Here is a 23,562-nt window from a genome sequence, read left to right on the forward strand (position 1 = left end):
GTACCGCGCTCAGGGCACGGTCGCCGGTTCCCGGGGCGGGATCCAGCGCAGGTGGACGGTCTGCCCGGAGTCCTCGGCCCGCAGCAGGGAGAGCCGGGGGCGGACGGCGTCGGTCCGCGCACTCGGCGGCTTGCGCGCACCGGCCCGGTACGGGAGCGGCCACTGGTCGGCGACCTCCCCGTACTCCTGTTCGGCCGCCGCGTGCAGGGTCCAGTGCGGATCGTAGAGGTGGGTACGGCCGAGGGCGCACAGATCGGCGCGGCCTGCCAGCAGGATCGAGTTCACGTCGTCGTACGACGCGATGGCTCCGACCGCGATGACGGCCGTGCCGGTGGCGGCGGCGACCTCGTGGCGGATCCGGTCCGCAAACGGCGTCTGGTAGGAACGGCCGTACGCGGGACGCTCGTCCTTGGTGACCTGTCCGGAGGAGACGTCGATCGCGTCCGCCCCGTGGGCGATGAAGGCGCGGGCGATCTCCACGGCGTCGCGCTCGGTGGTGCCGTCCGGTACCCAGTCGGTCGCGGAGACACGCACGATCATCGGCCGCTCGGCCGGCCAGGCGGCGCGGACCGCGTCGAAGACCTCCAGGGGGAACCGGAGCCGGCCCCGCGGCGAGCCGCCGTACTCGTCGGTGCGGTGATTCGCCGCCGGTGAGAGGAACGAGGACAGCAAGTAGCCGTGCGCGCAGTGGAGTTCGAGCAGGTCGAAGCCCGCCTCGGCACCGCGGCGGGCGGCGGCGACGAAGTCGGCGACCACCGCGTCCATACCGGCGCGGTCGATCTCGCGGGGGACGGCCGATCCTGGACCGTACGGCAGTGGCGAGGGACCGACGGTTCCCCAGTTGCCGTCCGGCAGCGGAACGTCCATGCCCTCCCACATCAGCCGGGTGGAGCCCTTGCGGCCGGAGTGGCCGAGCTGGAGTCCGATCCTGGCGGTGCTGCGGTCGTGGACGAAGGACACGATCCGCGCCCACGAGTCGCGTTGCCCGTCGGTCCACAGACCCGTGCAGCCGGGCGTGATGCGGCCCTCGGGCGAGACGCAGACCATCTCCGTCATCACCAGTCCGGCGCCGCCCATCGCCTTCGACCCGAGGTGGACGAGGTGGAAGTCGCCGGGTACGCCGTCGACGGCCGAGTACATGTCCATCGGGGACACGATCACCCGGTTCTTCAACTCCAGCTCCCCCAGCCGGAACGGCTGGAACATCGCCGGTGCGGCCTCGGGCAGCCCCTGGGAGGCCGCGAACGCCGCGTCGACCCGGTCGGCGAACTCCCGGTCGCGGGTGCGAAGGTTGTCGTACGTGATGCGGCGGGACCGGGTGAGCAGGTTGAAGCAGAACTGGGTCGGCTCCTGGCGGGCGTACATGGCGATGTTCTCGAACCACTCCAGCGAGGCCTGGGCGGCCCGCTGCGTGGACTCGACGACCGGGCGTCTCTCCACCTCGTAGGCGCTCAACGCGGTGTCGGTGTCCGGGTGTTCGTGCAGGCAGGCGGCCAGGGCGAGGGAGTCCTCCATCGCCAGTTTGGTGCCCGATCCGATCGAGAAGTGCGCGGTGTGCGCGGCATCGCCGACGAGGACGAGGTTGCCGTGGTGCCATCGCTCGTTGCGTACGGTGGTGAAGCCGAGCCATTTGGAGTTGTTGGCGAACAACTCGTGGCCCGCGAGTTCCTCGGCGAAGAGTGCGTGGACACGCTCCACGGCCTGCTCGTCGGAGGCACCCGGCGGGAACACGGTCCGCTCGGTGATGTCGAAGCCGGCCCGGCGCCAGACGTCCTCGTGCATCTCGACGATGAAGGTGGAGCCGGTCTCGGAGTAGGGGTAGCCGTGCACCTGCATGGTCCCCCATTCCGTCTGCTTCACGAAGAACTGGAACGCCTCGAAGACCCGGTCCGTGCCCAGCCACATGTACTTGTTGTGCCGTTGGTCCAGGGCGGGGCGGAAGACGTCCGCGTAGGCGGCCCGGACCTGCGAGTTGACGCCGTCCGCCCCCACCACCAGGTCGTACGAGGCACGCAGGGCCTCGGTGCCGGGGGCGGGCGTGGAGAAGCGGACGAGTACCCCGAGGTCGTGGCAGCGGCGCTGCAGCAGTCGGAGCAGTTCCCTGCGGCTCATCGCGGCGAAGCCCTGGCCGCCCACGGTGTGGGTCCGGCCGCGGTGGTGAATGTCGATGTCGGTCCAGCGGGCGAAGCGGCGCGCCATGGCCCCGGCGAAGTCACGGTCCGCGTTCTCGATGCCGCCGAGCGTCTCGTCGGAGAAGACCACGCCGAAACCGAAGGTCTCGTCGGGGGCTTCGCGCTCCCACACGGCGATCTCATGGGCCGGGTCGAGCTGTTTCATGAGCGCGGCGAAGTAGAGGCCGCCGGGGCCGCCGCCAACGATCGCGATCTTCAAGGGGTTCCTCTCGGTACTCGACGACTCAGTGCTCGACGGTTCGGTGCTCCACAGTTCGGTGCTCCACGCCTCAGGGCTCGTCGGCGGCCGCGCGGAGCGCGAAACGCTGCAGTTTGCCGCTGGCGTTGCGCGGCAGGGAGTCGCGGAACCGCACGTCACGCGGGTACTTGTACGGCGCGATGACCTGTTTGACGTGGCCCTGGATCTCCTTGGCCTTGGCCGCGTCACCGGTGACGCCGTCCCGCAGCACGACGAAGGCGCAGACGACTTCGCCGCGTTCCTCGTCGCTCCGTCCGACGACGGCGCACTCCAGGACGTCGGGGTGGGTGTCTATGGCGGCCTCGACCTCGGGCCCGCCGATGTTGTAGCCCGAGGAGACGATCATGTTGTCGGCGCGGGCGTGGTAGTGGAAGTAGCCGTCCTCGTCGCGGTGGAACACATCCCCGGTGACGTTCCAGCCGTCCACGACGTAGTCCTTCTGGCGCTCGTCGTCGAGGTAGCGGCAGCCGACCGGGCCGATCACGCCCAGCCTGCCGGGCTCGCCGGGGCCCAGTTCCGTGCCGTCGGGGCCGAGGATCGTGGCCCGGAAGCCCGGCACCGGCTTTCCGGTGGCTCCGGGGCGGATGTCGTCACCGGCCGCGGAGATGAAGATGTGCAGCAGTTCGGTGGCGCCGATCCCGTCTATGACGCGCAGTCCGACGCGGTCCCGCAACTGCTCCCAGGTGCCGACGGGGATGTGTTCACCGGCCGAGACGCCGACGCGCAGCCCGGCGAGCCGCTGCTCCCGTTCCTCTCGCAGGATCGCCTTGTACGCGGTGGGCGCCGTCGCGAGCACGGTGACCCCATGCCGCGCGACGAGGTCCGCCATCATCAGCGGGGTCGCCGCCTCGGTCAGCAGCGCGCAGGCGCCGGCCCGGAGCGGGAAGACGACGAGCATGCCGAGGCCGAAGGTGAAGGCGAAGGGGGCACTGCAGGCGACCAGGTCGTCCGGGAGCAGGCGCAGCACCTGGCGGCCGAAGGTGTCGTCGATGGACAGGATGTCCCGGTGGAAGTGCATGGTGATCTTGGGTGCACCGGTGCTGCCCGACGTCGGCGCGAGGAGCGCCACATCGTCGGCGGCGGTGTCCACGGTGGTGAACTCGCCGGACTTCGCCGAGGCGCGTGCCACGAGGTCGCCCGGCCCGGTGCCGCCGAACTCGACGACCTTCAGCGAGGGCAGCACGGTGTCACGTACGGCGTGGACGTCCTCGGCATACCGGTGGTCGACCAGTGCGAGGGCGGGCAGGGTCCGCTCGGCGACCTGAGCGATCTCACGGGCGCGCAGCGCGGACATGACGGTGACGACGACTCCCCCGGCCTTGAGCACACCGAGCCAACACGCGACCGTCCAGGTGTTGTTGGGCGAGCGCAGCATGACCCGCTGCCCCGGGACCAGGCCGAGGTCCTCAGTCAGCACCTGGGCGACCTGGTTGGCCCGCTTCCTCAGTTCCCCGTAGGTCCAGGTCTCCCCGGCAGGCGTACGCAGCGCCGGACGGCCGGCCCCGAGCGCCGACGCGGGGAGGTCGATGAGTTCGGTGGCGGCGTTGAGCCGCTCCGGGTGGCGCAGGTCCGCGGTGGTGAACTCGATCGTCGGCCACAGGTGCGAGGGAGGGAGGCGGTCGCGGGCGAAGGTGTCCACGTGCGCCGAGGATGACGGAGAGCGAGAGGAAGAGGGAGAGGGCTCGGGAGATGGCGGAAGAGTCAACGGAGGTGTCCTTCCGGGAGCCCGCCGATGGCGTGCGATGCCGGGCGGTGCCGGGCTGCGGATCAGGCGGCGCGGATCATTCCCTCCTGGACGACGGTGGCCAGGTGACGGTGGTCGCGGGTGAAGAAGCGGCCGGTGCCCAGCCCGCGGCCCGCGTCGGCGGCGACCGCTTCCTGGACGTAGAGCAGCCAGTCGCCGACCGGTCCCGGGCGGTGGAACCACATGGCGTGGTCGAGGCTGGCGGTGATGAGCCCGGGGTCGGCCCAGGCCAGATCGAGTACGCGCAGGACGGGTTCGAGGATGGTGTAGTCGCAGACGTACGCCAGCGCGGCCAGGTCCCGCTGGGGGTCGGTCAGCCCCTCGACGGTTCGCAGCGCGTCGAACGGCCGCACCCAGACCGCCTGTTGAGGCAGCCGTTTGCCCTCGACAGTGAGGTAGACAGGACCGGGCAGGTGCCGCATGTCGAAGCTCCGGCCGGCGGACCAGTAGGCCTTCGACTCCTCGGTCATCGAACCGCCGCTGCGCTCTTCGAGGTATGCCTGCGAGCTGGGGAGGTCTTCGGGGTCCGGGACGACGTCGGCGAACTCGGCGTGAAAGGTCCCGCCGGGCTCTCCCGCGGCGAAGTTGGCCAGGCAGACGTAGAGCGGCTTGCCGTTCTGGTAGCCGCGTACCTGCCGGGTGCTGTAGCCGCGGCCGTCGCGCAGCACCTCCACCTCGTAGCGCACCTGTGCGCCGATGTCGGCGGGGCGCAGGAAGTAACTGTGCATCGAGTGCAGCGTCTTGGCGTCGGTCACCGACCGCATCGCCGCGGCCGCGGCCTGGGCGACCAGGTCGCCGCCGTACGCCTTGGGCCAGGGGCAGGGCTGGGTGACGGCGGTGAAGGCGAGGTCGAAGTGGACCGGCGGAGCGGGGGTCAGCGTGACGGCCTCCGTGAAGAACGCGGAGGTCGGCGGTGTCCCACCCGACGCCGGGCCGGGCCCGGGCCTCATCGGTCGAGCCAGTCACGCAGGTCGGCGTCGGGGACGTCGGCCATGTTGACGACGATGTTCTCCGGTGTCCGGGTGGTCATCCACGTCAGCGGCTCGGTGCGGGACAGGTTGCACTCGATGTGCGGCATGAACGGCGGGACGAAGACCCAGTCGCCCTCCGACATGTCGATGTAGTCCTCGAACTTCTCGCCGAAGTAGATGCGCGCCCGCCCCGACAGGACATAGCCGCCGGTCTCGGCCTCGCCGTGGTGGTGGGTGACCGAGCGGTAGCCGGGGTCGTTGCTGACCTTGCCGAACCACAGCTTCGTGGCGGGTGTGTGCTGGATGCTGACGCCGGAGACCCGGACGGCGCCGCCGGAGTCGGCGGTGTTCGCGTTCTCCGATCCGGCGCGCGTCACCACGGGAGCGACGATCCCGCTGGGCAGCCGGTACATCGAGGCGTCACCCTCCAGGCGGTACTTGCTGAGATCGGGCTCCATGGGGCTGGCTCCGTTCCGGTCGTACGGCTCAGGAGGAAGCATGGTGCGCCCGGTCGCGCGGGGCGCCCGGTCCGGCGGCCGCTCTCCCGACGACGACGGCGACGTCGACGGCGTCAGGGAGCGGATGTCGGCACTGTCTGCAATGCGCGTCGTATCTCGTTTTTTTCACGGCCGTCATTTATTGTCAATACGACATGCCGACACCGTCCCCGGGACGACATACCGACACACGCCGACACCATTCCGGAGACGACATGCCGGAGGCGACTCGTCCGGCCGGACCGCGACCACCCGAACCGGAGGCCAAGTGACTCCCCTCGCCGTCAATCCGCGCGCCCTGCCGACGCCCCGCGGCTACTCGCACGGAACCCTCGCGGGAAACACGCTCCACCTCGGCGGACAGACCGCGCTCGACGCCGACATGAAGATCGCGCCGGGAGGAATCGTCGAGCAGTTCCGCCAGGCGTTCGGCAACGTCCTGACGACGTTGCGCGAGGTGGGCGGCGCGCCGCAGGACCTGGTCAGCGTGACGCTGTACCTCACCGACATCCCCGACTACCAGGCTCACGGCAAGGAGATCGGCACGGTGTGGCGCGAACTCGCCGGTCCCGTCTACCCGGCGATGGCAGGCATCGGCTGCACCGCACTGTGGCAGCCCGAGGCGATGATCGAGATCCTCGGCGTGGCCGTGATCCCCGAGGAACGGCTGGTCCGGCCGGAACAGTGAGGGCTTCCAGCCCCGACTGCCCCTCCTGACCTGTTACCTCCCCGCCCTGACCTGACCTGTTACCTCCCTGCCTTGTCCTGTTGCCGCCCCCGCGGAGATCGTTGTTACCGTTCACCGATGTCTGACTCTTCACGCGATACCGCAGCGGGCGCCGGCTGGGGCAGCACGGAGCGCGGCGCCTACCAGCAGCTGATGCCTCAACGGGTCGAGAAGCTCTCGTGGGTCAACCCCAAGACCTTGTGGCCGGCCCGGAACGGCACGCTGGCCTCGCTGTTCGGGGACCCGACGGGCCGGACCCGCGGTCGCTGGGTGGAGCAACGGGCCGCGGCCGGGGCGCCGGCCGACAAGGTGATCAGGCACGAGGCTCCGGACCGCTTCTCCTTCATGGTCATCGGGGACACCGGCGAAGGGGACGATCCCCAGTACGCCGTCGTGCCGGGGTTTTTGAAGGCCGGTCAGGGCACCGAGTTCGCCGTGCTCGCCAGCGACGTGATCTATCCGGTCGGCGGCACCGACGACTACGGCAGAAAGTTCTTCCGCCCGTACCAGGACTATCAGGCGCCGATATACGCCATACCCGGCAACCACGACTGGTACGAGGACCTCGACGGGTTCATGCGCGTCTTCTGTGACGCCCCGCCCCTCGCGCCACCGGCCGCGCCCCGCCGCTTGTCACGCGCCTGGTGGCGGTCGCTGCTGTGGCACAAGCCGGGCACGCCCGACGAACAACGCCTGGCCGAGGCACGGAAGTTGCGCTCGGCGCCCGCCCAACAGGCCGTCCAGCCGGGGCCGTACTGGGCCGTCGACGCGGGTCCGGTGCGGATCATAGGCATCGACACCGGTCTGCTGGGGACCGTGGACGCCGAGCAGGGCCGATGGCTTCGCGAGGTCTCCCAGGGTGACGTCCCCAAGATCCTCGTCACCGGCTCCCCCTTGTACGTGGACGCCGAGCACCACCCCTGCCCCATCGAGGGCGGCGGAACGGTCGACGACATCGTGCGCGATCCGGACCACCACTACGTGGCCGCGATAGGCGGTGACATCCACAACTACCAGCGCTACCCGGTGACGGTGGACGGCCGCACGATCCAGTACGTGGTCGCCGGTGGCGGCGGAGCCTTCATGCACGCCACCCACACCATGCCCCGGGTCTCCGTCGCTGGTGTCACCGAAGGGGACTTCCGCTGCTATCCGCTGCGCGGCGACTCGCTGGCCTTCTACAGCAGGCTCTACGGGCGCCGGCTGCGCATGCGGCGCTTCTTCACTCTCACCGAGGAGCAGGCGACCGCTGTCGTCTCCGAGCGTCTGGGTATCCCTCCGACCCGCGCCCGGGTGCGGTCCACCCGCGTCACCCTGCGCACCCGTCTGGTCGCGAGCCTGCTGGGTGCCGGCGGTCGCCCCGACCGCACGTCACGCCTGCGCCTGCCCGTGCGCAAGGCGTACGGCCAGCTCTTCTCGCCGGGCTCGGCGACGTACAGTCCGCCGTTCTTCAAGTCCTTCCTGCGCCTGGACGTCTCCCCGGAGTCGGTCCGGCTGCGCTGTTTCTCGGCGACGGGAAACCTGCGGCAGGAACTCGATCCGCCCGTCGAGGACGAGGTGACCATCCCCCTTGTCTGATGCGGGGTGGGGCGAGGGGCGAGAGGGGTCCCCCGAATGGCGGAGCCCGGCTTGCGGGCGGACGATGTAGGTGAGGGGGCTCCGGCCTGCTCGTCCGTGGACGTCATGGGAGCGGTGACCGGGCCCCGAGGCTGTTGGACAAGATCGGAGGGCCCGTCATGATCGAGATCAAGGCGGTCGAGAAGCCGGACGAGCGGCGCGATTTCCCTCGTGGTCACCTCGAAGCGGTCCATCTCACCGGACTCGACTTCGCCGTGGCCACGTTCGAACCGGGCTGGCGCTGGTCCGAGTCCGTGGCTCCGATCGCGGGAACCGAGAGCTGCCAGGTCCATCACAACGGTTACGTCGTCCAGGGCCGCATGCGACTACGGATGGACGACGGCGCCGAGAGCGAGGTCGGCCCCGGAGACGTCTTCGTCTGCCCGCCCGGTCACGACGCCTGGGTCCTGGGAGACGAACCCGCCGTGGTGCACGACTTCGCCGGAGGCATGGCACAGGAGTACGCGAAGGCCACAGACTGACGCCCCCGCCGACTACGGAATCAGCCGACGGCTCCCCTGATCGGCCGACCGGCGAGTTCGGCGCCCTCGGCACGGGGTCATTCCGGGCCCCCGCGTCTATTCTGGGGTCGCATGGAGGGGGTAGAGGGCAGCAGGGCGACCGGTGAACCGCGGGAGTCCAGTGCGTCGTTCGGCCCTCTCGTCGTCGCGTCGCCGATCCTGCGGGCCGCTCACGTCCAACTGCCCGAGGAGAGCCCCGACCCGGCCCTGCTGCCGTCGATCACCCCGCTGGACCGTGCGGCATCCCACGGCAGCGATCCCGAAGGCCTGCCCCTGCCCTCGGGACGGCTGCTCGCGGGGCAGTACCGGCTGATCCGGCCGCTGGGCTACGGCGGCATGGGCGAGGTCTACCTCGCGCTCGACACCAAGGTCGACAACCGCGAAGTCGCCATCAAGATCCTCCACCCGCAGCAGGCGGCGGCCTCGTCGGGGGCTCTGGCCCAGGAGCGGCGGGCTCTGGTGGACCTCAGTCACGGCGACATCATCCGCGTCTTCAACTACGGGCATCATCCGGAGGTCGGCGACTTCCTCGTCCTGCAGTACGTGGACGGCCTCACCCTCGAAGAGGTACGGGCACGGGTCCAGGTGAACCCGGACGAGTTCGGCGGCGGCCGCTTCCACGAGTTCGTACTCGCCTACGGGGTGCGGATCCTGGCCGCGCTCGGACATCTGCACGCCGACCGGCCCGGCAAGGTCTACGGCGACCTCAAGCCGGACAACGTGATGCACGACGGCACCTCCACGAAGATCATCGATGTGGGCAGTGTCCGCTCGGCCGGGCTGCCCGGTCACACCACGGAGACGTTCCGGGCTCCGACCGTCGGCCCGAACGGCGAATCCACCGGCCAGGACGATCTGTTCAGTCTCGGTGAGACCCTGCGGCGGCTGAGCGGGCTGGGACGCTCGCCCGACGACCTGGCGGAGCTGGGCCGCCTGGACATGATCAGCCCGCCGGAGTCACCGGACAGGCCCGAAGCACCCCGGGTTTCCGAGGCTTCTCGGGTTTCCGAGGCTTCTCGGGTTACCGGGGCCTCGCGGGTTTCCGAGGCTCCTCGGGTTTCCGAGATTCCCTCCATGACGGCGCCTCCTCCCCGCGGACTCGGCCTGGTGTCGCTCGCCCGGGTGCTGCACCGTGCCACCCGGAGCGAGCGCGCCGAGCGGTTCGCCACCGCACGGGAGATGGAGGAGCAACTGCGTGGTGTTTTCCGGGAGTTGCGGTCACTGCGGACCGGCATCGAGACCTTCGAGCCGTCACCGCTCTTCTTCCAGTCGCCGTACGCACTGGACGCGGCTCTCGGTTCCGCGCCGCCCCTGTCCCGGTGGGCCGCGCCGGACGCCCCCGCCCCGTACGCACCGCCGTCACCCGCCGAGGTCGCCCAGCGGCTGCCCGTTCCCCGCCCCGATCCGTACGACCTCCATCACGCCGAACTGAGCCGGCTGGCCGACGCCGCTCCCGAGGCGCTGCTGCAGCACACCGGGGACTGGCACGACTCGCCCGAGGTCCATCTGCTGCGCTGCCGGTTGCGGTTGCGCAGCGCCGGGAGCGGAACCGGGGCCGCCGAACGTGAACTGCGGTCCGCCACGGCCCTGATCGGGTCCGAGCAGGCCTCCTACGACTGGCGGCTCGACTGGCACCGCGGGCTGCTCGCACTCGGACGGGACCGGACCGAGGCGGCGCGGCTCCACTTCGACCGGGTGTTCGCGGCGATCCCCGGCGAGTACGCGCCGAAGCTGGCGCTCGGCTACTGCGCCGAGCGTCTCGGCCGCTGGCAGGAGGCGCTGACGTTCTACGAGGCGGTGCGGCTGCGCAACCCGTCGCTCGGCAGCGCGGCGTTCGGCGCGGCGCGGGCGTGTCTCGCGCTGGGCGGGGAGCGGGCGTGGGACGACGCCGTGCGGGCGCTCGACGCGGTACCGCAGCACTCGCGGCACCGCACCGCCGCACGGACGGCCGCCGTACGCGTCGGTGTCGAGCAGGTGCGCACCGCCGAGCGCCCGGACGAGGTGGCGGATCGGCTCCGCGAGGTGCTGACGCGACTGGCACGGCTGTTCCACGCGCACGGACTGACGGACGAGCAGGCCCGGGTCCGTATGACGGCGGAGGTGTGGGAAGCGGTGCGGGGCGCCCTCTCGCGAGGGGCCGTCGACGCGGCGGGCCTGGCCGGCCTGGCCGCCGGAGCCGACACACGGCTGGGGCTGCCGTCCGACGAGCCCGGTCTGCGCAGAGAACTGTCCCGCCTCTATCTCACCCTCGCGCATCAGGCCGCACGTTCCGCAGCCGCCGAGGACGGAGCCGTCGCCGAGACCCTGCTGGACCGTGCCTACGCGGTCCGGCCGCTCGCTTTCCGGCACCACCGGGACAGCCCAGGGCTGGGGAAGAGGGTTGCGACCTGGCTGCGGACCACGGCGCATAAGCCGTCGCAGGGGAAGAGCGACCGGGAGGCCCGCGAATGACCGGCGCGGCATGGCACCGGCGCACGGCCCGGGGCGCGGGTGCCGGGAACCCGCCGCCCGCACGCCTGCGCCGTGCGGCGCGGGGAGCGGGGGTCGTTGTCGCCGAACTCGCCCGCCGGCTCTGGCGCTACGCGTGGCCCTCGACCACGGGCCGCCGCAACCGCATGTACCTGCGGGACCGGCTCGTCGCACTGCCGCTGCTCGCCGTGGTGGCGTTCGGCACGCTCGGATGGGCGTACGCGGATGTGCGGGACGACTCGGAGTACCTACGGGATCGGCTGGCTCCCGCCCTCGTCGGACTCGCGAACGCCAAGGCGTCGCTGTTCATCGCACAGGGCGAGGCCGAGAAGAACCTCGACGGGGCGGGGGCGGCCGAACTCGGCGGCCTCAGCGAGCGGTACCGCACGCGGGTGGCGCGGGCCACGCAGAGCCTGAACCAGGTCACCCGCAGCGGGGCACTGACCGTGGCGGAGGAACAGGAGCTGCGCGTGGTGTCCGCGCTGGTCGTGGATTACACGGGGTGGATCGGCCGGGCCCAGGGCCACGCAAACGACGCCGTCCTGCGCGACGCCGAGCTGACCTACGCCCGCAGCATGCTCTGTTCCGCGCCGGTCTCCCCCGCGGACCGCCAGGACCGCTACCCGCCGTGCCCGCCGACGACCGGTTCCGGCGCGACCTCGATCGTGGACCGCGTCGCGGGTCTTGAGGGACAGTTGCGCGAACGGCTCGCGGACCGGGCCGCCTGGGGCGCGGGGGTGCTCACCGCCACGGTGGTCGCCGGGCTCGCCCTCGTACTGCTCGCCGCCGGCCTCTGGCGCACGGTGCTGTTCCTGCGCCGCCGCTTCCGGATCCGGCTCAGCATTCCGCTGGCGGCCGCCGCTCTGCCGCTGCTCGCCGTGCCGCTCCTGACGGCCGACGCACTGCTCGCGCAGCACGCCCAGACACAGACCGCTCCGCTGACCGACTCGCTCGCCGAGCGGACCTCGCCGGAGACGGAGACGATCGCCGAGGAGCGCCCCTTCGACGGCCCCGACCCACAAGCCATCCAGGTGCTGGAGTCCCGGATCGACGAGACGCTGTCCGACGGGCGGCTCCCCTTCCTGGACGGGATCGCCCGGTTCGTCCTCCCCGTGGGTCTGGTCGGCGCCGGTCTCGTCGGCGGCGCCCTGCACGTGTACCGCCGCGAGTACCTCGTGGTCGCCCGCCCGGGAGCCGTCACATGATCCGTCCGGTCATCCGTCCTCTGCGCGTCCTGCTCGCCGCGTGCCTGCTCGCCCTGGTCCCGGGCTGCACGTCGGCCGAACCCGACCCCCTCGTCGTCCTGGGCCCATGGACCGGCGCGGAGGGCGAGGCCTTCGAAGCCGCGCTCCAGCGGCTGGACGACGGGACCGGCAGGACGTACACCTACGAGGGCACCCGCTCACTGCGCGAGACCCTCGTCTCACAGCTGGAGGCGGGTACCCCGCCGGACGTGGCGGTCCTCAACAGCATCGGCGAACTCACCGAGTACGCCCGCCGCGACAAACTGAAGCCGCTCGCCGAGCGGACCGCCGAACGCGCGTATCCGCCGTGGGCACCGTCCCTGCTGGTGGACGGCAGGCGCCGCACCTACTGGGTTCCGCTGAAGGTCGACCTGAAGAGTCTGGTGTGGAGCGAGGAGGGCGCGTCGAGCGACGATCCGACCTGGTGCGTGGGGCTCGCCTCGCAGGCCACCTCGGGCTGGCCCGGTACGGACTGGATCGAGGACATCCTGCTCCACCAGGCAGGCCCGGCACGCTACACGGAGTGGGCCACGAGCAGACTCAGCTGGCGCGATCCGGACGTCGTGCGGGCCTGGACGACCTGGGCGGAGCTGCTCGCCGGCCGTTCCGGGGCGCCCGTCGAGCGGTCCCTGACCACGTCGTACGAGGGCACGTCCGGGCCGGCCGGGCCCCGCGGGCTGCTGGACTCCCCCGGCTTCGAGTGCACGCACGAGCACCAGAGCGCCTTCATCCGGTACGTGTACGCGGGTGACGACATCCGCGTGGAGCCGTCGGCCCGGTTCCTGGAGGGGCGGGCCGAGTACCGCGACGCGTTCGAGGTCGCCGGTGACATGGCCGCCGTGTTCAGTGACGACCCGGCGGCGCAGGAGCTGGTGGAGCGGCTGTCGAGCCCGGCGGGACGGGAGCGGTGGCGGGCCGAGGCGGACCCGGCGGTGCGTCCGCTGTTCCCGAACACGACGGGGTTGCCGCCCACGGAGCCCGCGAACGCCACCGAGCAGGAGATCGACGCCCTGCTCAACTCGACGGCCCGCACCCTGTGCTTCGACGCCTCGGACGTGATGCCGCCCGAACTCCGGGACGCCTTCCACCGGGCGGTGCTCGAGTTCTTCCGTGATCCCGCGAAGAAGCATCTCGCCTCGCTGCTCCAGCAGTTGGAGACCGTGCGGGCCCAGGTGGACGAGGAGTCGGACGACACCCGCTCGTTCCGGCCGCCGGAGGACATCTGCGCCCGCCCCGGCGGCTGACCGGCGACTGACGCGGCCCGGACCGCCCCCGGCCGGCTCCCGGTGCGGAGGAGCCGGCCGAGGGCAGCCGAGGGCGGCCGGATTCAGGTAGGACCCAGGCCATACACAGGCTCTCAGGAGCTGGGGCACTCCTTCCAGGCCAGGTGGTAGATGGTGCTGAGGTCGCCGTCCGTCGAGTCCATGGTCATGAAGCTGGTGCTGCTGGGAGTCGACGTGCCGGCGTTGACGCGGAGTTCGGTGTTGATGTTGAAGTTCCGCTGGACACCACAGGGTGCCCAGACCAGTTGGGCCCATTCCGTGGTGTCCGTGGCCTGCCAGTTGTCGCCGAGGGGGCCCTTGAAGGGATGCGTGATGGAGGCCGTGTTCGACGACCCCTGGAAGTAGTACGAGGCCTTCTCGCTGCTGGTCGCCCCCGCCTTGAGCGAGGCGAAGCCGCGGTAGTCCGCGCTGGCGATGGCGTACGTGAAGCCCCCTGGCACGGCGACGATCAGGTTGATCTGGCAGTTCTTGCGGAACGCGGTGGGATCGGAGCTGCCTCCGACCTGGGCGAGGTAGTCGCTGTAGGTCACTGTGAAGGCGGTGTTGTCCGGGGACACGGCGACGGCGGCGGTGCCCTGGGGACAGCCGGAGCCGTTCACCGTGGCGACCTTGATGACGATCTTGTCCGGGGGCGGGTCGACGATGCCCGTGGACGGGTCGTTCGCGGGAAGTGCGGTGGCGAACAGAGCGGCGATCGCGCCACTCAGAAGCAGCCCACCGGTCATGGCGTTCCAATCCGTTGCGTCGGTGTTCCGGCGGCGGGGAACTTCTCCCGCCGCTCAGTGGGGGGTGCGGCCTCCGCGTACGCGGAGAGCTGTCGCGGACCTGGTGCATGGGATCGGACATGGAACCGTGCGTCATGCACATGTCAACCAATCAACTACATGCGCACGCGGACCCGACCCCTGTGAAGGGGCTGTGAAGGCCAGGAGCGATCGCATCGTACGTACGCCGACCGGGACCTACCAGGTCGAACTCCAGCCAATTCGCGCGCCACTTACAGGCCGGGGCGGCTCACGGTCCGGGCCCGGCCCCGAAACCTCACCGCGGTCAGCCCTGGAACTCCGTCAGGTCGATCGCGTACAGCCGCAGGTCGTGCCCGTGCACCGGATCCTGCGTGGTGCCCTCCGCCTGCATGCCGAGCTTGTCCAGCACGTTCACGGAGGCGGTATCGCCCGGCCGGGCGGCGGCGACGACCCGGTCGATGCCCCGGTCCTGGAGGGCGAATTCGAGCGCGGCGTGGGCGGCCTCGGACCCGTATCCCTGCCCCCAGTAGACCCGTCCGAGCCGCCAGCTGATCGCGATCCGGTCCGCGAGCTCGGGCGGGGAGTCGGCGACGTACAGGCCGACCGCTCCCGCCAGCTCTCCGGAGCCGAGGAGTTCGACGGCGAAGAGCCCGAAGCCCTCCTCGTCCCACTCCTCCTCCCACGCCTCGATGTCCACCGCGGTCTCCTCCAGGGAGCGGGGGCGGCCGTCGCCGATCCACTGCATCACGGTCGGGTCGGCATGGATCTCGGACAGGGGCACGAGGTCGTCGTCCTGCCAGCGGCGCAGCAGCAGGCGGGGGGTACGGATGTCGTTCATGCCCCCATCCTGTCGATACGCGGGCGTGAGTGCGAAATCCTCGGCATCCGCGGGCTCCGTGGCCGCGCGGGACACCGCCGTGGCGCCGCGGCTGTCGGGTGTGCGCGCCGCTATCGCGTCAGCCAGACGACCAGGCCGATGACGATCACGGCCAGAACCAGCGCCGCCGGAAGGGCGCGCTTCAGGAGGGCGCCGCGGGCGACGCTCATCAGGTCCAGGGGCTGCGCCGCCGCCGGGGCGCCCGGACTCGCCGGGGTGGTCTCCTGGGTGGCTCCGGCCGCTGAGGTGTCCTCCCTCGGGCCGCTCGAAGCGGCAGCGGCAGCGGCAGCGGCCGGCGCTGAGGCCTCTGAACCGGTGTCCGCACCGGTATCAGGCCCCGTATCAGGCGCAGCTCCCGAACCGGTGTCGGGGACGGCCGCCGAGTCCGCCGCGGCCTGCACAGGAGGCGTAGGCGTAGGCGCCCCAGACGCAGGCACGGCAGGCCCAGGTGTCGGCGTCGGCGGAGGCGTCGGCACCCGCGCCGGTGGTTCGCCGGCATGTTCCGGGTCCCGCCCCCGGCGCCTCTCCGCCGCGAGCTGGCCCTCCAGGTTGTCGACGAACTGGGCCAGCAGCCTCCCGCTGACCTCCTCGATCATCCCCCTGCCGAACTGCGCGATCCTGCCCGTGATGGTGAGCCGGGTGTCCACCGTCACCCGTGTTCCGGCTCCGTCCCCGTCCCCGTCCCCGTCCGGGACGAGTCGGGCGGTGACCCGGGCATCGGCGTTGCCCTGCCCGCGGGTGTCGCGGCCTCGCGCGTGAAGTACCGCCGTACGCCCGGCTTCGTCCTTCTCCTCGAAGGAGACGACGCCCTTGTACTGGACGGTCATCGGGCCCACCTTGACCTTCACGACGCCGTTGTAGGCGTCCCCTGTCACGCCGGTGAGCTGGGCACCCGGCATACAGGGAGCGACCCGCTCGATGTCTGTCAGCAGGTCCCAGGCCCCGTCGGGCGGCAGGTTCACTCGGAACTCGTTGGTGAAGTCCATTACGGACACACGATGGGCGCGGTCCGCCGGGGCGTCAATGAGCTCTTCAGGCTTTGCTTAAGACGCTCAGGGAGCTGCGCCGGCGCCCCGGCGGGTCGCCGTCAGCTCCAGATGGTGACGTGGACCGGCGGGCGGAACTCGCTCATGGGAACCCCGTTGGACCGCGTCAGCACCGCCTGCGTCGCGGCCGGTGTCGTCACGAACCGGCACAGCGCGGCGGCTGTCGTCGACCGTCGTTCGCCGGTGAGCGCGCTCGCGTACAGCATGCCGCCCAGCCGGGCGCCCACGACGTCGAGCACGGCCAGCGACCCGCGCCGCAGATCGTCGCGCACGACGTGCAGGAAGGCCACCGAGAGGCCGGCCCCGGCGGCCACCGCGTTGAGCGAGGCCGTGACACTGGGGAAGGCCTTGGCCCCGGTGGCCTCGACTCCGATGTGGGCGAGGAAGGCGCCCGACAGGGTGTCCGGATCCAGGCCGGCCGGGCCGAGCAGCCATGGCTCGTGCGCCAGTTGGGCGGGGGCCAGCCGTTGCCGGTGTCGCAGCGGGTGGTCCGGCGCGGCGACGACGACCAGTTGGAAGCGCAGGAACGGTATCGACTCGACAGCCGGTACCGGACGACGCGGCGCCGGACCGATCGTGACGTCGGCACGGCGGTCGCGGAGCAGGTCGCCGAAGACCGCCACCGGCACGGCGAGCGTCTCGACGTCCAGGTCGGGCTGCCGACGGCGACCGAAGGCCGTGAGCAGCGCGGGGAGCACCTGTTCGGCACCGGCCTCGCTGGACGCCACCCGCAGGTGGGCGGTGCCGGAACTCGCCTGGCGGACCCGGTGCCGGGTCTCCTCGGCGAGACCGACGATCTCCGCGGCCCCCGCGGCCAGCCGGCTGCCGCCCGGGGTGAGGCTGATCCCGCCGGCGGCCCGGATGAACAACACGTCACCCAGTTCGCGACGGAGGGCGGCGACCGCGCCGGAGACCGCCGCCTCGGTGACACCGAGCGACTGTGCGGCGCCCTTCACCGAGCCGATACGGGCCACTGTGACGAAAGAACGCAGCTGAGTCAGCGTCATGTCCGTCATTACAACGGCTGTTCGACCGGTAGGACCCCCTCCGTTACCGGCTCTCTTAAGCAATCGCTTGAGTCGCCGTTGACCGGCGCATACGCCCGCGCAATTGTTCCCCTCGGCCCCGGACCCGGGTCCGGGGCCGCCGGACCGCCGGACACCGTCCCTGTCCTCAAGGGCCCCGTCCTCAAGGGCCCCGTCCTCAAGGGGTCCGGTCCTCAAGGGGTCCGGTCCTCAACGGGAGGGAGCGTGCCGTGCAGGTACCCGCTTCGTTCGACTACCGGCGTGCGGAGAGTGTGGACGACGCGCTGGAGCTGCTGCGGCGCTACGGCGAGGAGGCGCGGGTCGTGGCCGGCGGGCACAGTCTGCTGCCGATGATGAAGCTGCGCCTCGCCGGACCCGAGGTGCTCATCGACATCAACGACCTGCACGAACTCGACCACATCGAGCTGGTCGACGGCGAACTGCGGGTCGGCGCGCTCACCCGGCACCGCACCCTGCTGGAGTCGCCGCTGGTCGGCCGGTACTTCCCGATCGTCCACGACGCGGAGCGCGTGATCGCCGACCCGCCGGTCCGCAACCGGGGCACCATCGGCGGCTCCCTCTGCCAGGCGGACCCGTCGGAGGGCCTGTCCGCGGTGTGCGGCGCGCTGCACGCCCGCGCCGTGATCCGCGGGGAGACCGGTGAACGGGTCGTTCCCATGGCCGACTTCCACCAGGGGCCGTACGAGACCGCGGTGGGCGTCGGCGAGATGCTGGTCCAGGTGCGGATCCCGGTCCTGCCGGGGGCGGGCAGCGCCTACGAGAAGGTCGAGCGCAAGGCCGGGGACTGGGCCGTCGCCGCCGCGGGGGTCGCCCTGACCCTGCGCGAGGGGCGGATCGCCGACACGGGCGTGGGTCTGGCCGCGGTGGGTGCCACCGCTCTGAACCTCCACGCGGTCCAGACGGTGCTGAACGGCAGCGAACCGTCCGAGGCACTGTACGAGGAGGCGGGCCGGCTGGCCTCCGCGAACTGTTCGCCGGTCACCGACGGCCGGGGCAACGCCGAGTACAAGCGGCACCTGGCCGGCGAACTCACCAGGCGGGCACTGCGGCGATCCGTCGCACGGGCGGCCCGGACCACGGCAGAGGAGGCGTGAGGCGTATGCGGATCACCGTCGGTGTCAACGGCAAGGAGCAGACCCGGGAGGTCGAGCCCCGCCATCTGCTCGTGCGTTTCCTGCGTGACGACCTGGGGCTGACGGGCACCCACTGGGGGTGCGACACCAGCAACTGCGGCACCTGTGTGGTGCTGATGGACGGCGAGCCCGTGAAGAGCTGCACGGTCCTGGCGGTGATGGCGGCCGGTCATGAGATCCGTACGGTCGAGGATCTGGCGGACGGCGACCGTCTCGACCCCGTACAGCAGGGTTTCATCGAGCAGCACGGCCTTCAGTGCGGGTTCTGCACCCCGGGCATGATGCTGACCGGCCGGGCGCTCCTGGACCGCAACCCGGATCCGTCCGAGCAGGAGATCCGCGAGGCCATCTCGGGCCAGCTGTGCCGCTGCACCGGCTACCTGAACGTCGTCAGGTCCATCCAGTGGGCGGCCGGGGAACAGGCCGCTGCCGCCTCCGAGGCCACGGGGAGCCAGGCATGACCGCCGTCGACGAACCTCCGTTGACACCGCAGGATCACCAACGGCCCATCGGCTTCGGCCGGATGAAACGTAAGGAGGACCCCCGCTTCGTACGCGGCAAGGGCCGTTACGTGGACGACATCCAGCTGCCCGGGATGCTGCACGGCGCGGTCCTGCGCAGCCCGTTCGCGCACGCCCGCATCCTGTCCGTCGACACCTCCGCCGCCGAGGCGCACCCCAAGGTCAAAGCGGTGATCACCGGTGAGACGCTCGCGGGTCTGGGGCTCGCCTGGATGCCGACGCTGTCGATGGACACGCAGGCCGTGCTCGCCACCGACAAGGTCCGCTTCCAGGGCCAGGAGGTCGCGTTCGTCGTCGCCGAGGACCACTACGCCGCGCGCGACGCGATCGAGCTGATCGACGTCGAGTACGAGCCGCTGGACCCGGTCGTCAACGCCCGGCACGCCCTCGCTCCCGAGGCGCCCGTCATCCGGAACGACCTGGAGGGGCGTACGGACAACCATGTCTTCGACTGGGAGGCGGGCGACAGCGCGGCCACCGACGAGGTGTTCGCGCGGGCCGACGTCGTCGTCGAGCAGACCATGCTCTATCCGCGGGTCCACCCCGCCCCGTTGGAGACCTGCGGGGCGGTCGCGTCCATGGATCCGGTCGACGGCAAGCTCACCCTCTACTGCACCACCCAGGCGCCGCACGCCCACCGCACCCTCTACGCGATGGTGGCCGGCATCCCCGAGCACAAGATCCGGGTCGTCGCCCCCGACATCGGCGGCGGTTTCGGCAACAAGGTCGGCATCTATCCGGGTTACGTCTGCGCGGTCGTCGGATCGATCGTCACAGGGCGGCCCGTGAAGTGGATGGAGGACCGCTCCGAGAACTTGATGAGCACCTCCTTCGCCCGCGACTACCACATGAAGGGCGAGATCGCGGCGACACGGGACGGCAGGATCCTGGGCGTCCGGGTGAAGGTCCTCGCCGACCACGGCGCCTTCAACGCCACCGCACAGCCCACCAAGTACCCGGCCGGCTTCTTCCACATCTTCACCGGCTCGTACGACATCGAGGCCGCGTACTGCCAGGTCACGGGCGTCTACACCAACAAGGCTTCCGGCGGCGTCGCGTACGCCTGTTCCTTCCGGGTCACCGAGGCGGTCTATCTCATCGAGCGCATGCTGGACTGCCTGGCCGACGAACTCGGCGCGGATCCGGCCGAGTTGAGGATGCGCAACCTGCTGCGCCCGGAGCAGTTCCCCTACGAGAACAAGACCGGCTGGACGTACGACTCCGGCGACTACCCCGCCTGTCTGCGCAAGGCCCTGGACCTCGCGGGGTACGAGGAGCTGCGCAAGGAGCAGAGCGAGAAGCGTGCCCGCGGCGAACTCATGGGCATCGGTCTCTCGTTCTTCACCGAGACGGTCGGCGCCGGGCCGCGCAAGCACATGGACATCCTGGGCCTCGGTATGGCGGACGGCTGCGAACTGCGCGTCCATCCGACCGGCAAGGCGGTCGTCCGGCTGAGCGTGCAGAGTCAAGGGCAGGGCCACGAGACGACGTTCGCGCAGATCGTCGCGGAGGAACTGGGCATCCCGCCCGAGGACATCGACGTCGTGCACGGCGACACCGACCAGACCCCGTTCGGACTGGGTACGTACGGCAGCCGTTCCACTCCGGTGTCGGGGGCCGCGGCGGCCGTGGTGTCGCGCAAGGTGCGGGACAAGGCGCGGATCATCGCGGGCGCGATGCTGGAGGTCGCCCCGGACGATCTCGAATGGACGAAGGGCCGTTGGTCGGTCAAGGGCGACCCGGCGATGACGAGGACGATCCAGGAGATCGCGCTCGCCGCGCACGGCTCGCTGGAACTGCCGGACGGGGTGGAGGGCCATCTGGAGGCGACGACGGTCTACAACCCGCCCAACATGACGTACCCGTTCGGCGCGTACATCTGCGTGGTCGATGTGGATCCCGGCACGGGCTCGGTGAAGGTGCGGCGCTTCGTGGCGGTGGACGACTGCGGGACCCGTATCAACCCGATGATCATCGAGGGGCAGGTGCACGGCGGGCTCGCCGACGGCGTCGGGATGGCACTCATGGAGATCATCGGCTTCGACGAGGACGGCAACTGTCTCTCCGGGTCCTTCATGGACTATCTGCTGCCGACCGCGCTGGAGGTCCCCGCCTGGGAGCTGGGCCACACCGTCACCCCGTCCCCGCACCATCCGTTCGGGGCGAAGGGCGTCGGCGAGTCCGCGACCGTCGGTTCACCGCCGGCCGTCGTCAACGCCGTCCTCGACGCCATCGGCGTACGCCACGCCGACATGCCGCTGACCCCGAGCCGGGTGTGGCAGGCGCTCCAGGGGGGCGAGGTGGAGGCACCGCAATGAGCCCCGTCGTACCCACGCCACTCGGGATGCCACTCGGGACGATCGAGGCACGCATGGCCGAACTGACAGGGCGCCACGTGCCGTTCGTGAAGGCCACGGTGGTGCGCGCCCGTCGTCCGGCGAGCGCGCGGCCGGGCGACACCGCGCTGGTTCTCGCGGACGGCAGGATCGAGGGTTTCGTCGGTGGCGTCTGCGCGGAGGCCACGGTACGGGTCCAGGCCCTGCGGACCCTGCGCAGCGGCGAGCCCCTGCTGCTGCGCATCTCACCGCGGCACAGGGCGGACGGCACCGGGGAGGCGGTCGTCGAGGAGGGGGCGGTGAGCGTCTCCAACCCCTGCCTGTCCGGCGGCGAGTTGGAGATCTTCCTTGAGCCCCTGCGGCCCGCGCCCCACGTGGTGGTGTTCGGTGAGTCCCCCATCGCACGCGCCGTACTCGCCTTCGGGCCGGTCCTCGGTTACGGGATCACGTCGGTGTCCGGTGCCGACGGGCTCAGCACGGAGGCGCCGGCCGGAACCCGGGCGGTATTGATCGCCTCGCACGGCCGCGACGAGGAGCCGGCCCTGCTGTCGGCGCTGCGGGCCGGAGTGCCGTACATCGGGCTCGTCGCCAGTCCCCGGCGCGGGGCGGCGGTGCTGGCCGGGCTGGATCTCGACGAGGAGCAGCGCGCCCGCGTCCACACCCCGGCGGGTTTGTGGATCGGAGCCCGCACTCCGGGCGAGATCGCGCTGTCGATCCTGGCGGAGGTCGTGCAGGTGGTGCGCTCCCCGGAAGCGGAGAGCGCAGAAGGGGCGCGAGGGGGTGCCTCGGCCGTCCCGGTGACGGCCATCGACCCGGTGTGCGGGATGGAGGTCTCCATCACGGGGGTGGCCCCACAGGTCGCGGAGGCTGCGGAGGCTGCGGAGGCTGCGGAGGCACGTACCCCGTACTCCGACGCGGGCGACGGCGACCGGCAGTGGTTCTGTTGCGCTGCCTGCCGCGAGGCGTACGAGAAGGACCCCGCCCGTCATGTGGAGGCCGGAGCCCAGTGAACGAGTACGTCGAGCGGCGTGTCCCGGAGGTCGCGAGTCTGCGCGCCGCGCTGGACGCACTGGGCCGTCCGGCGTGGACGCCGCGTTGCGACGGAGGGGCGCCGCCGCGTCCGACTGGTCGGGCGGCACCGACGGCGTACCGTGCTCAGGCGTACGGCCGCGGGCGGCCCGTGTCGTGGCTGGTCAAGCCCTGTTGATAGTGACGGTGGGGAAAAGTCCCGGTACGACGCAGCTGGAGGCGACAGCGTGCAGCAGCGGCACGTCGGAATTCTGGTCCCACACGACCAGATCGCCTGTGGCGATGTCGACTGCGGTGCATCGGAAGCCAGTAGGCCAGACCGCGTCGTCGAGTGTGCCGAACAGGCGGAGGTAGACGTCTTCGTCGAGTGTCTTCGCCTCGCGCGCTGCGCGGCCGATCGCTTTCAGCGCTTGCTGCGGGTCGGTGTCGAGGCTCGCCTGACGCCTTGCGCCTTGAAAGGTTTCAGATCCTGCGGCCAGGGCGTGGCGGTCGATGCTCTGCCCGAGCGCTGCCAGGGCGGTGAGTGCGTCGGTGACGTCACGGCCGCTGGACAGCAACGCGCCGGCGAGGGCGCCTGCGGACGTTCCCACGACGGCCTCAGTTCCCGTCATGTCGACACCGGCCTCGCGCAGCCCTGCGAGTAGACCGGTCTGCCAACCGACACCGACGGCACCGCCGCCTCCGAGAACGAGAGCGCGTGCCGGTGTGCCGGTGTGCCGGTGTGCCATCGTGCGGAGAAGTCATTGTTGTTCCCTTCACGGTGACATCGGTCGTCTCGTTGCGCGTGTTTGCAGGCCGGGTCTCTTCAGCCCGGTGTCACAAGTTCTCCGCAGCGGATCCTCAGGTCCGACGCAGCAGCGCACGGGCAGATCGGATGCGCCACGATCGCCGGATCTACCGGGACCCGGGGCGGGTCCGGGCGACCAGCCGGATCTCGACATCGCGCAGAGTCGAGATCACGGCGTCAATGTCGTCGGAATCGGTCACGGCCTCCCCGAGAAGGCGGCTCCAGACCTCACGCAGACGCCAAGGCCCCGCAGCCGACCACGAGGCCAGGACGGTCATCGCCGTCTCCTTCGCCTGCGCGGACACCGCCACCGGCACCTGGATCACCGGCAACGGGACCCAGGATCCGGCAGCCCCGTACGACCAAGCCCTGGCCCTCATCCGAACGGCACCCTGAAGCTCCTGGCCTGGACCATTGCCCGTACGACGCCGCGCCCGTTGCCCCGGCCCACGGCGGGCCTACTGCTCGTCGTCCTCGTCGAGTCCGGTGGCGTCCGGGTCCCCGCAGGCCGGAGCGGGACAAGCACGCGGTGGAACTG

Annotated in this window: 20 protein-coding genes; 10 read left to right on the forward strand and 10 right to left on the reverse strand. The window is 71.0% G+C overall.

The genetic code is table 11. From position 1 onward, the window contains the following. Positions 1-9: 9 nt before the first annotated feature. From AB0D14_RS39460 to AB0D14_RS39475, 4 genes are all read right to left on the reverse strand, one after another. The gene (locus AB0D14_RS39460; RefSeq protein WP_362788641.1) at positions 10-2,391 is read right to left on the reverse strand and encodes a bifunctional salicylyl-CoA 5-hydroxylase/oxidoreductase; all 2,382 of its coding nucleotides are present in this window, start codon (positions 2,389-2,391) and stop codon (positions 10-12) included. Between the two features lie 70 nt (positions 2,392-2,461). Continuing rightward, positions 2,462-4,069, reverse strand: coding sequence for an AMP-binding protein (locus tag AB0D14_RS39465; RefSeq protein ID WP_362788644.1), 1,608 nt, complete (start codon positions 4,067-4,069; stop codon positions 2,462-2,464). Between the two features lie 128 nt (positions 4,070-4,197). Further along, on the reverse strand, positions 4,198-5,124 hold the full coding sequence (locus AB0D14_RS39470; protein ID WP_362788647.1) for an acyl-CoA thioesterase domain-containing protein: 927 nt from the start codon (positions 5,122-5,124) through the stop codon (positions 4,198-4,200). Beyond that, the gene (locus tag AB0D14_RS39475; protein ID WP_362788649.1) at positions 5,121-5,603 is read right to left on the reverse strand and encodes a cupin domain-containing protein; all 483 of its coding nucleotides are present in this window, start codon (positions 5,601-5,603) and stop codon (positions 5,121-5,123) included. Before AB0D14_RS39475 ends, AB0D14_RS39470 begins: the two co-directional genes overlap by 4 nt. A 307-nt stretch (positions 5,604-5,910) precedes the next feature. Here AB0D14_RS39475 and AB0D14_RS39480 point away from each other — a divergent pair, with 307 nt between their 5' ends. The 6 genes from AB0D14_RS39480 (at position 5,911) to AB0D14_RS39505 (ending at position 13,464) form a co-directional block, all read left to right on the forward strand. Beyond that, a complete protein-coding gene (locus AB0D14_RS39480) occupies positions 5,911-6,330 on the forward strand; it encodes a RidA family protein (protein ID WP_362788652.1) in 420 nt (139 codons plus the stop codon). Between the two features lie 117 nt (positions 6,331-6,447). After that, positions 6,448-7,947 (forward strand): metallophosphoesterase, encoded by a 1,500-nt coding sequence (locus tag AB0D14_RS39485; protein WP_362788655.1) that lies wholly within the window; start codon positions 6,448-6,450, stop codon positions 7,945-7,947. Between the two features lie 158 nt (positions 7,948-8,105). Next, complete coding sequence (locus AB0D14_RS39490; protein ID WP_362788657.1) at positions 8,106-8,468, forward strand: cupin domain-containing protein; 363 nt, start codon at positions 8,106-8,108, stop codon at positions 8,466-8,468. A gap of 111 nt (positions 8,469-8,579) precedes the next feature. Next, positions 8,580-10,958, forward strand: coding sequence for a tetratricopeptide repeat protein (locus tag AB0D14_RS39495; protein ID WP_362788660.1), 2,379 nt, complete (start codon positions 8,580-8,582; stop codon positions 10,956-10,958). Next, a complete protein-coding gene (locus AB0D14_RS39500) occupies positions 10,955-12,181 on the forward strand; it encodes a hypothetical protein (RefSeq protein ID WP_362788663.1) in 1,227 nt (408 codons plus the stop codon). The genes AB0D14_RS39495 and AB0D14_RS39500 overlap by 4 nt, the downstream gene beginning before the upstream one ends. Next, positions 12,178-13,464 carry an alpha-glucoside ABC transporter substrate-binding protein gene (locus AB0D14_RS39505; RefSeq protein ID WP_362788666.1) on the forward strand — a complete coding sequence of 429 codons (1,287 nt, stop codon included), beginning with the start codon at positions 12,178-12,180 and terminating at the stop codon, positions 13,462-13,464. The genes AB0D14_RS39500 and AB0D14_RS39505 overlap by 4 nt, the downstream gene beginning before the upstream one ends. Positions 13,465-13,577: 113 nt before the next feature. Here the strand turns inward: AB0D14_RS39505 and AB0D14_RS39510 are convergent, their stop codons facing one another. The 4 genes from AB0D14_RS39510 to AB0D14_RS39525 all read right to left on the reverse strand — a co-directional run bounded on the left by AB0D14_RS39510 (position 13,578) and on the right by AB0D14_RS39525 (position 17,179). After that, positions 13,578-14,228: a DUF4360 domain-containing protein gene (locus AB0D14_RS39510; protein WP_362788669.1), complete on the reverse strand. Its 651-nt coding sequence runs from the start codon at positions 14,226-14,228 to the stop codon at positions 13,578-13,580. Positions 14,229-14,553: 325 nt separating this feature from the next. Next, positions 14,554-15,087 carry a GNAT family N-acetyltransferase gene (locus AB0D14_RS39515; protein WP_362788676.1) on the reverse strand — a complete coding sequence of 178 codons (534 nt, stop codon included), beginning with the start codon at positions 15,085-15,087 and terminating at the stop codon, positions 14,554-14,556. Positions 15,088-15,197: 110 nt separating this feature from the next. After that, a complete protein-coding gene (locus AB0D14_RS39520; RefSeq protein WP_362788678.1) occupies positions 15,198-16,112 on the reverse strand; it encodes an SRPBCC family protein in 915 nt (304 codons plus the stop codon). Positions 16,113-16,213: 101 nt separating this feature from the next. Further along, a complete protein-coding gene (locus AB0D14_RS39525) occupies positions 16,214-17,179 on the reverse strand; it encodes a LysR family transcriptional regulator (RefSeq protein ID WP_362788681.1) in 966 nt (321 codons plus the stop codon). Between the two features lie 248 nt (positions 17,180-17,427). Between AB0D14_RS39525 and AB0D14_RS39530 the strand changes: the two genes are divergently transcribed. From AB0D14_RS39530 to AB0D14_RS39545, 4 genes are read left to right on the forward strand one after another with little or no spacing between them, the layout of a single operon-like run. Further along, complete coding sequence (locus tag AB0D14_RS39530) at positions 17,428-18,312, forward strand: xanthine dehydrogenase family protein subunit M (protein WP_362788684.1); 885 nt, start codon at positions 17,428-17,430, stop codon at positions 18,310-18,312. 5 nt (positions 18,313-18,317) lie between these two features. After that, positions 18,318-18,812, forward strand: a complete 495-nt coding sequence (locus AB0D14_RS39535; RefSeq protein ID WP_362788687.1) for a (2Fe-2S)-binding protein — start codon at positions 18,318-18,320, stop codon at positions 18,810-18,812. Then, on the forward strand, positions 18,809-21,190 hold the full coding sequence (locus tag AB0D14_RS39540) for an aerobic carbon-monoxide dehydrogenase large subunit (protein ID WP_362788690.1): 2,382 nt from the start codon (positions 18,809-18,811) through the stop codon (positions 21,188-21,190). The genes AB0D14_RS39535 and AB0D14_RS39540 overlap by 4 nt, the downstream gene beginning before the upstream one ends. Further along, positions 21,187-22,218, forward strand: a complete 1,032-nt coding sequence (locus AB0D14_RS39545) for an XdhC family protein (protein ID WP_362788693.1) — start codon at positions 21,187-21,189, stop codon at positions 22,216-22,218. The genes AB0D14_RS39540 and AB0D14_RS39545 overlap by 4 nt, the downstream gene beginning before the upstream one ends. A gap of 183 nt (positions 22,219-22,401) precedes the next feature. On the opposite strand, the gene AB0D14_RS39550 is transcribed toward AB0D14_RS39545, so the two are convergent. After that, positions 22,402-22,965 carry a patatin-like phospholipase family protein gene (locus AB0D14_RS39550; RefSeq protein ID WP_362788696.1) on the reverse strand — a complete coding sequence of 188 codons (564 nt, stop codon included), beginning with the start codon at positions 22,963-22,965 and terminating at the stop codon, positions 22,402-22,404. A gap of 166 nt (positions 22,966-23,131) precedes the next feature. Then, the gene (locus AB0D14_RS39555; RefSeq protein ID WP_362788699.1) at positions 23,132-23,404 is read right to left on the reverse strand and encodes a hypothetical protein; all 273 of its coding nucleotides are present in this window, start codon (positions 23,402-23,404) and stop codon (positions 23,132-23,134) included. Positions 23,405-23,562 lie beyond the last annotated feature (158 nt).

The sequence above is a fragment of the Streptomyces sp. NPDC048484 genome (assembly GCF_040651415.1).
Classification (GTDB): domain Bacteria; phylum Actinomycetota; class Actinomycetes; order Streptomycetales; family Streptomycetaceae; genus Streptomyces.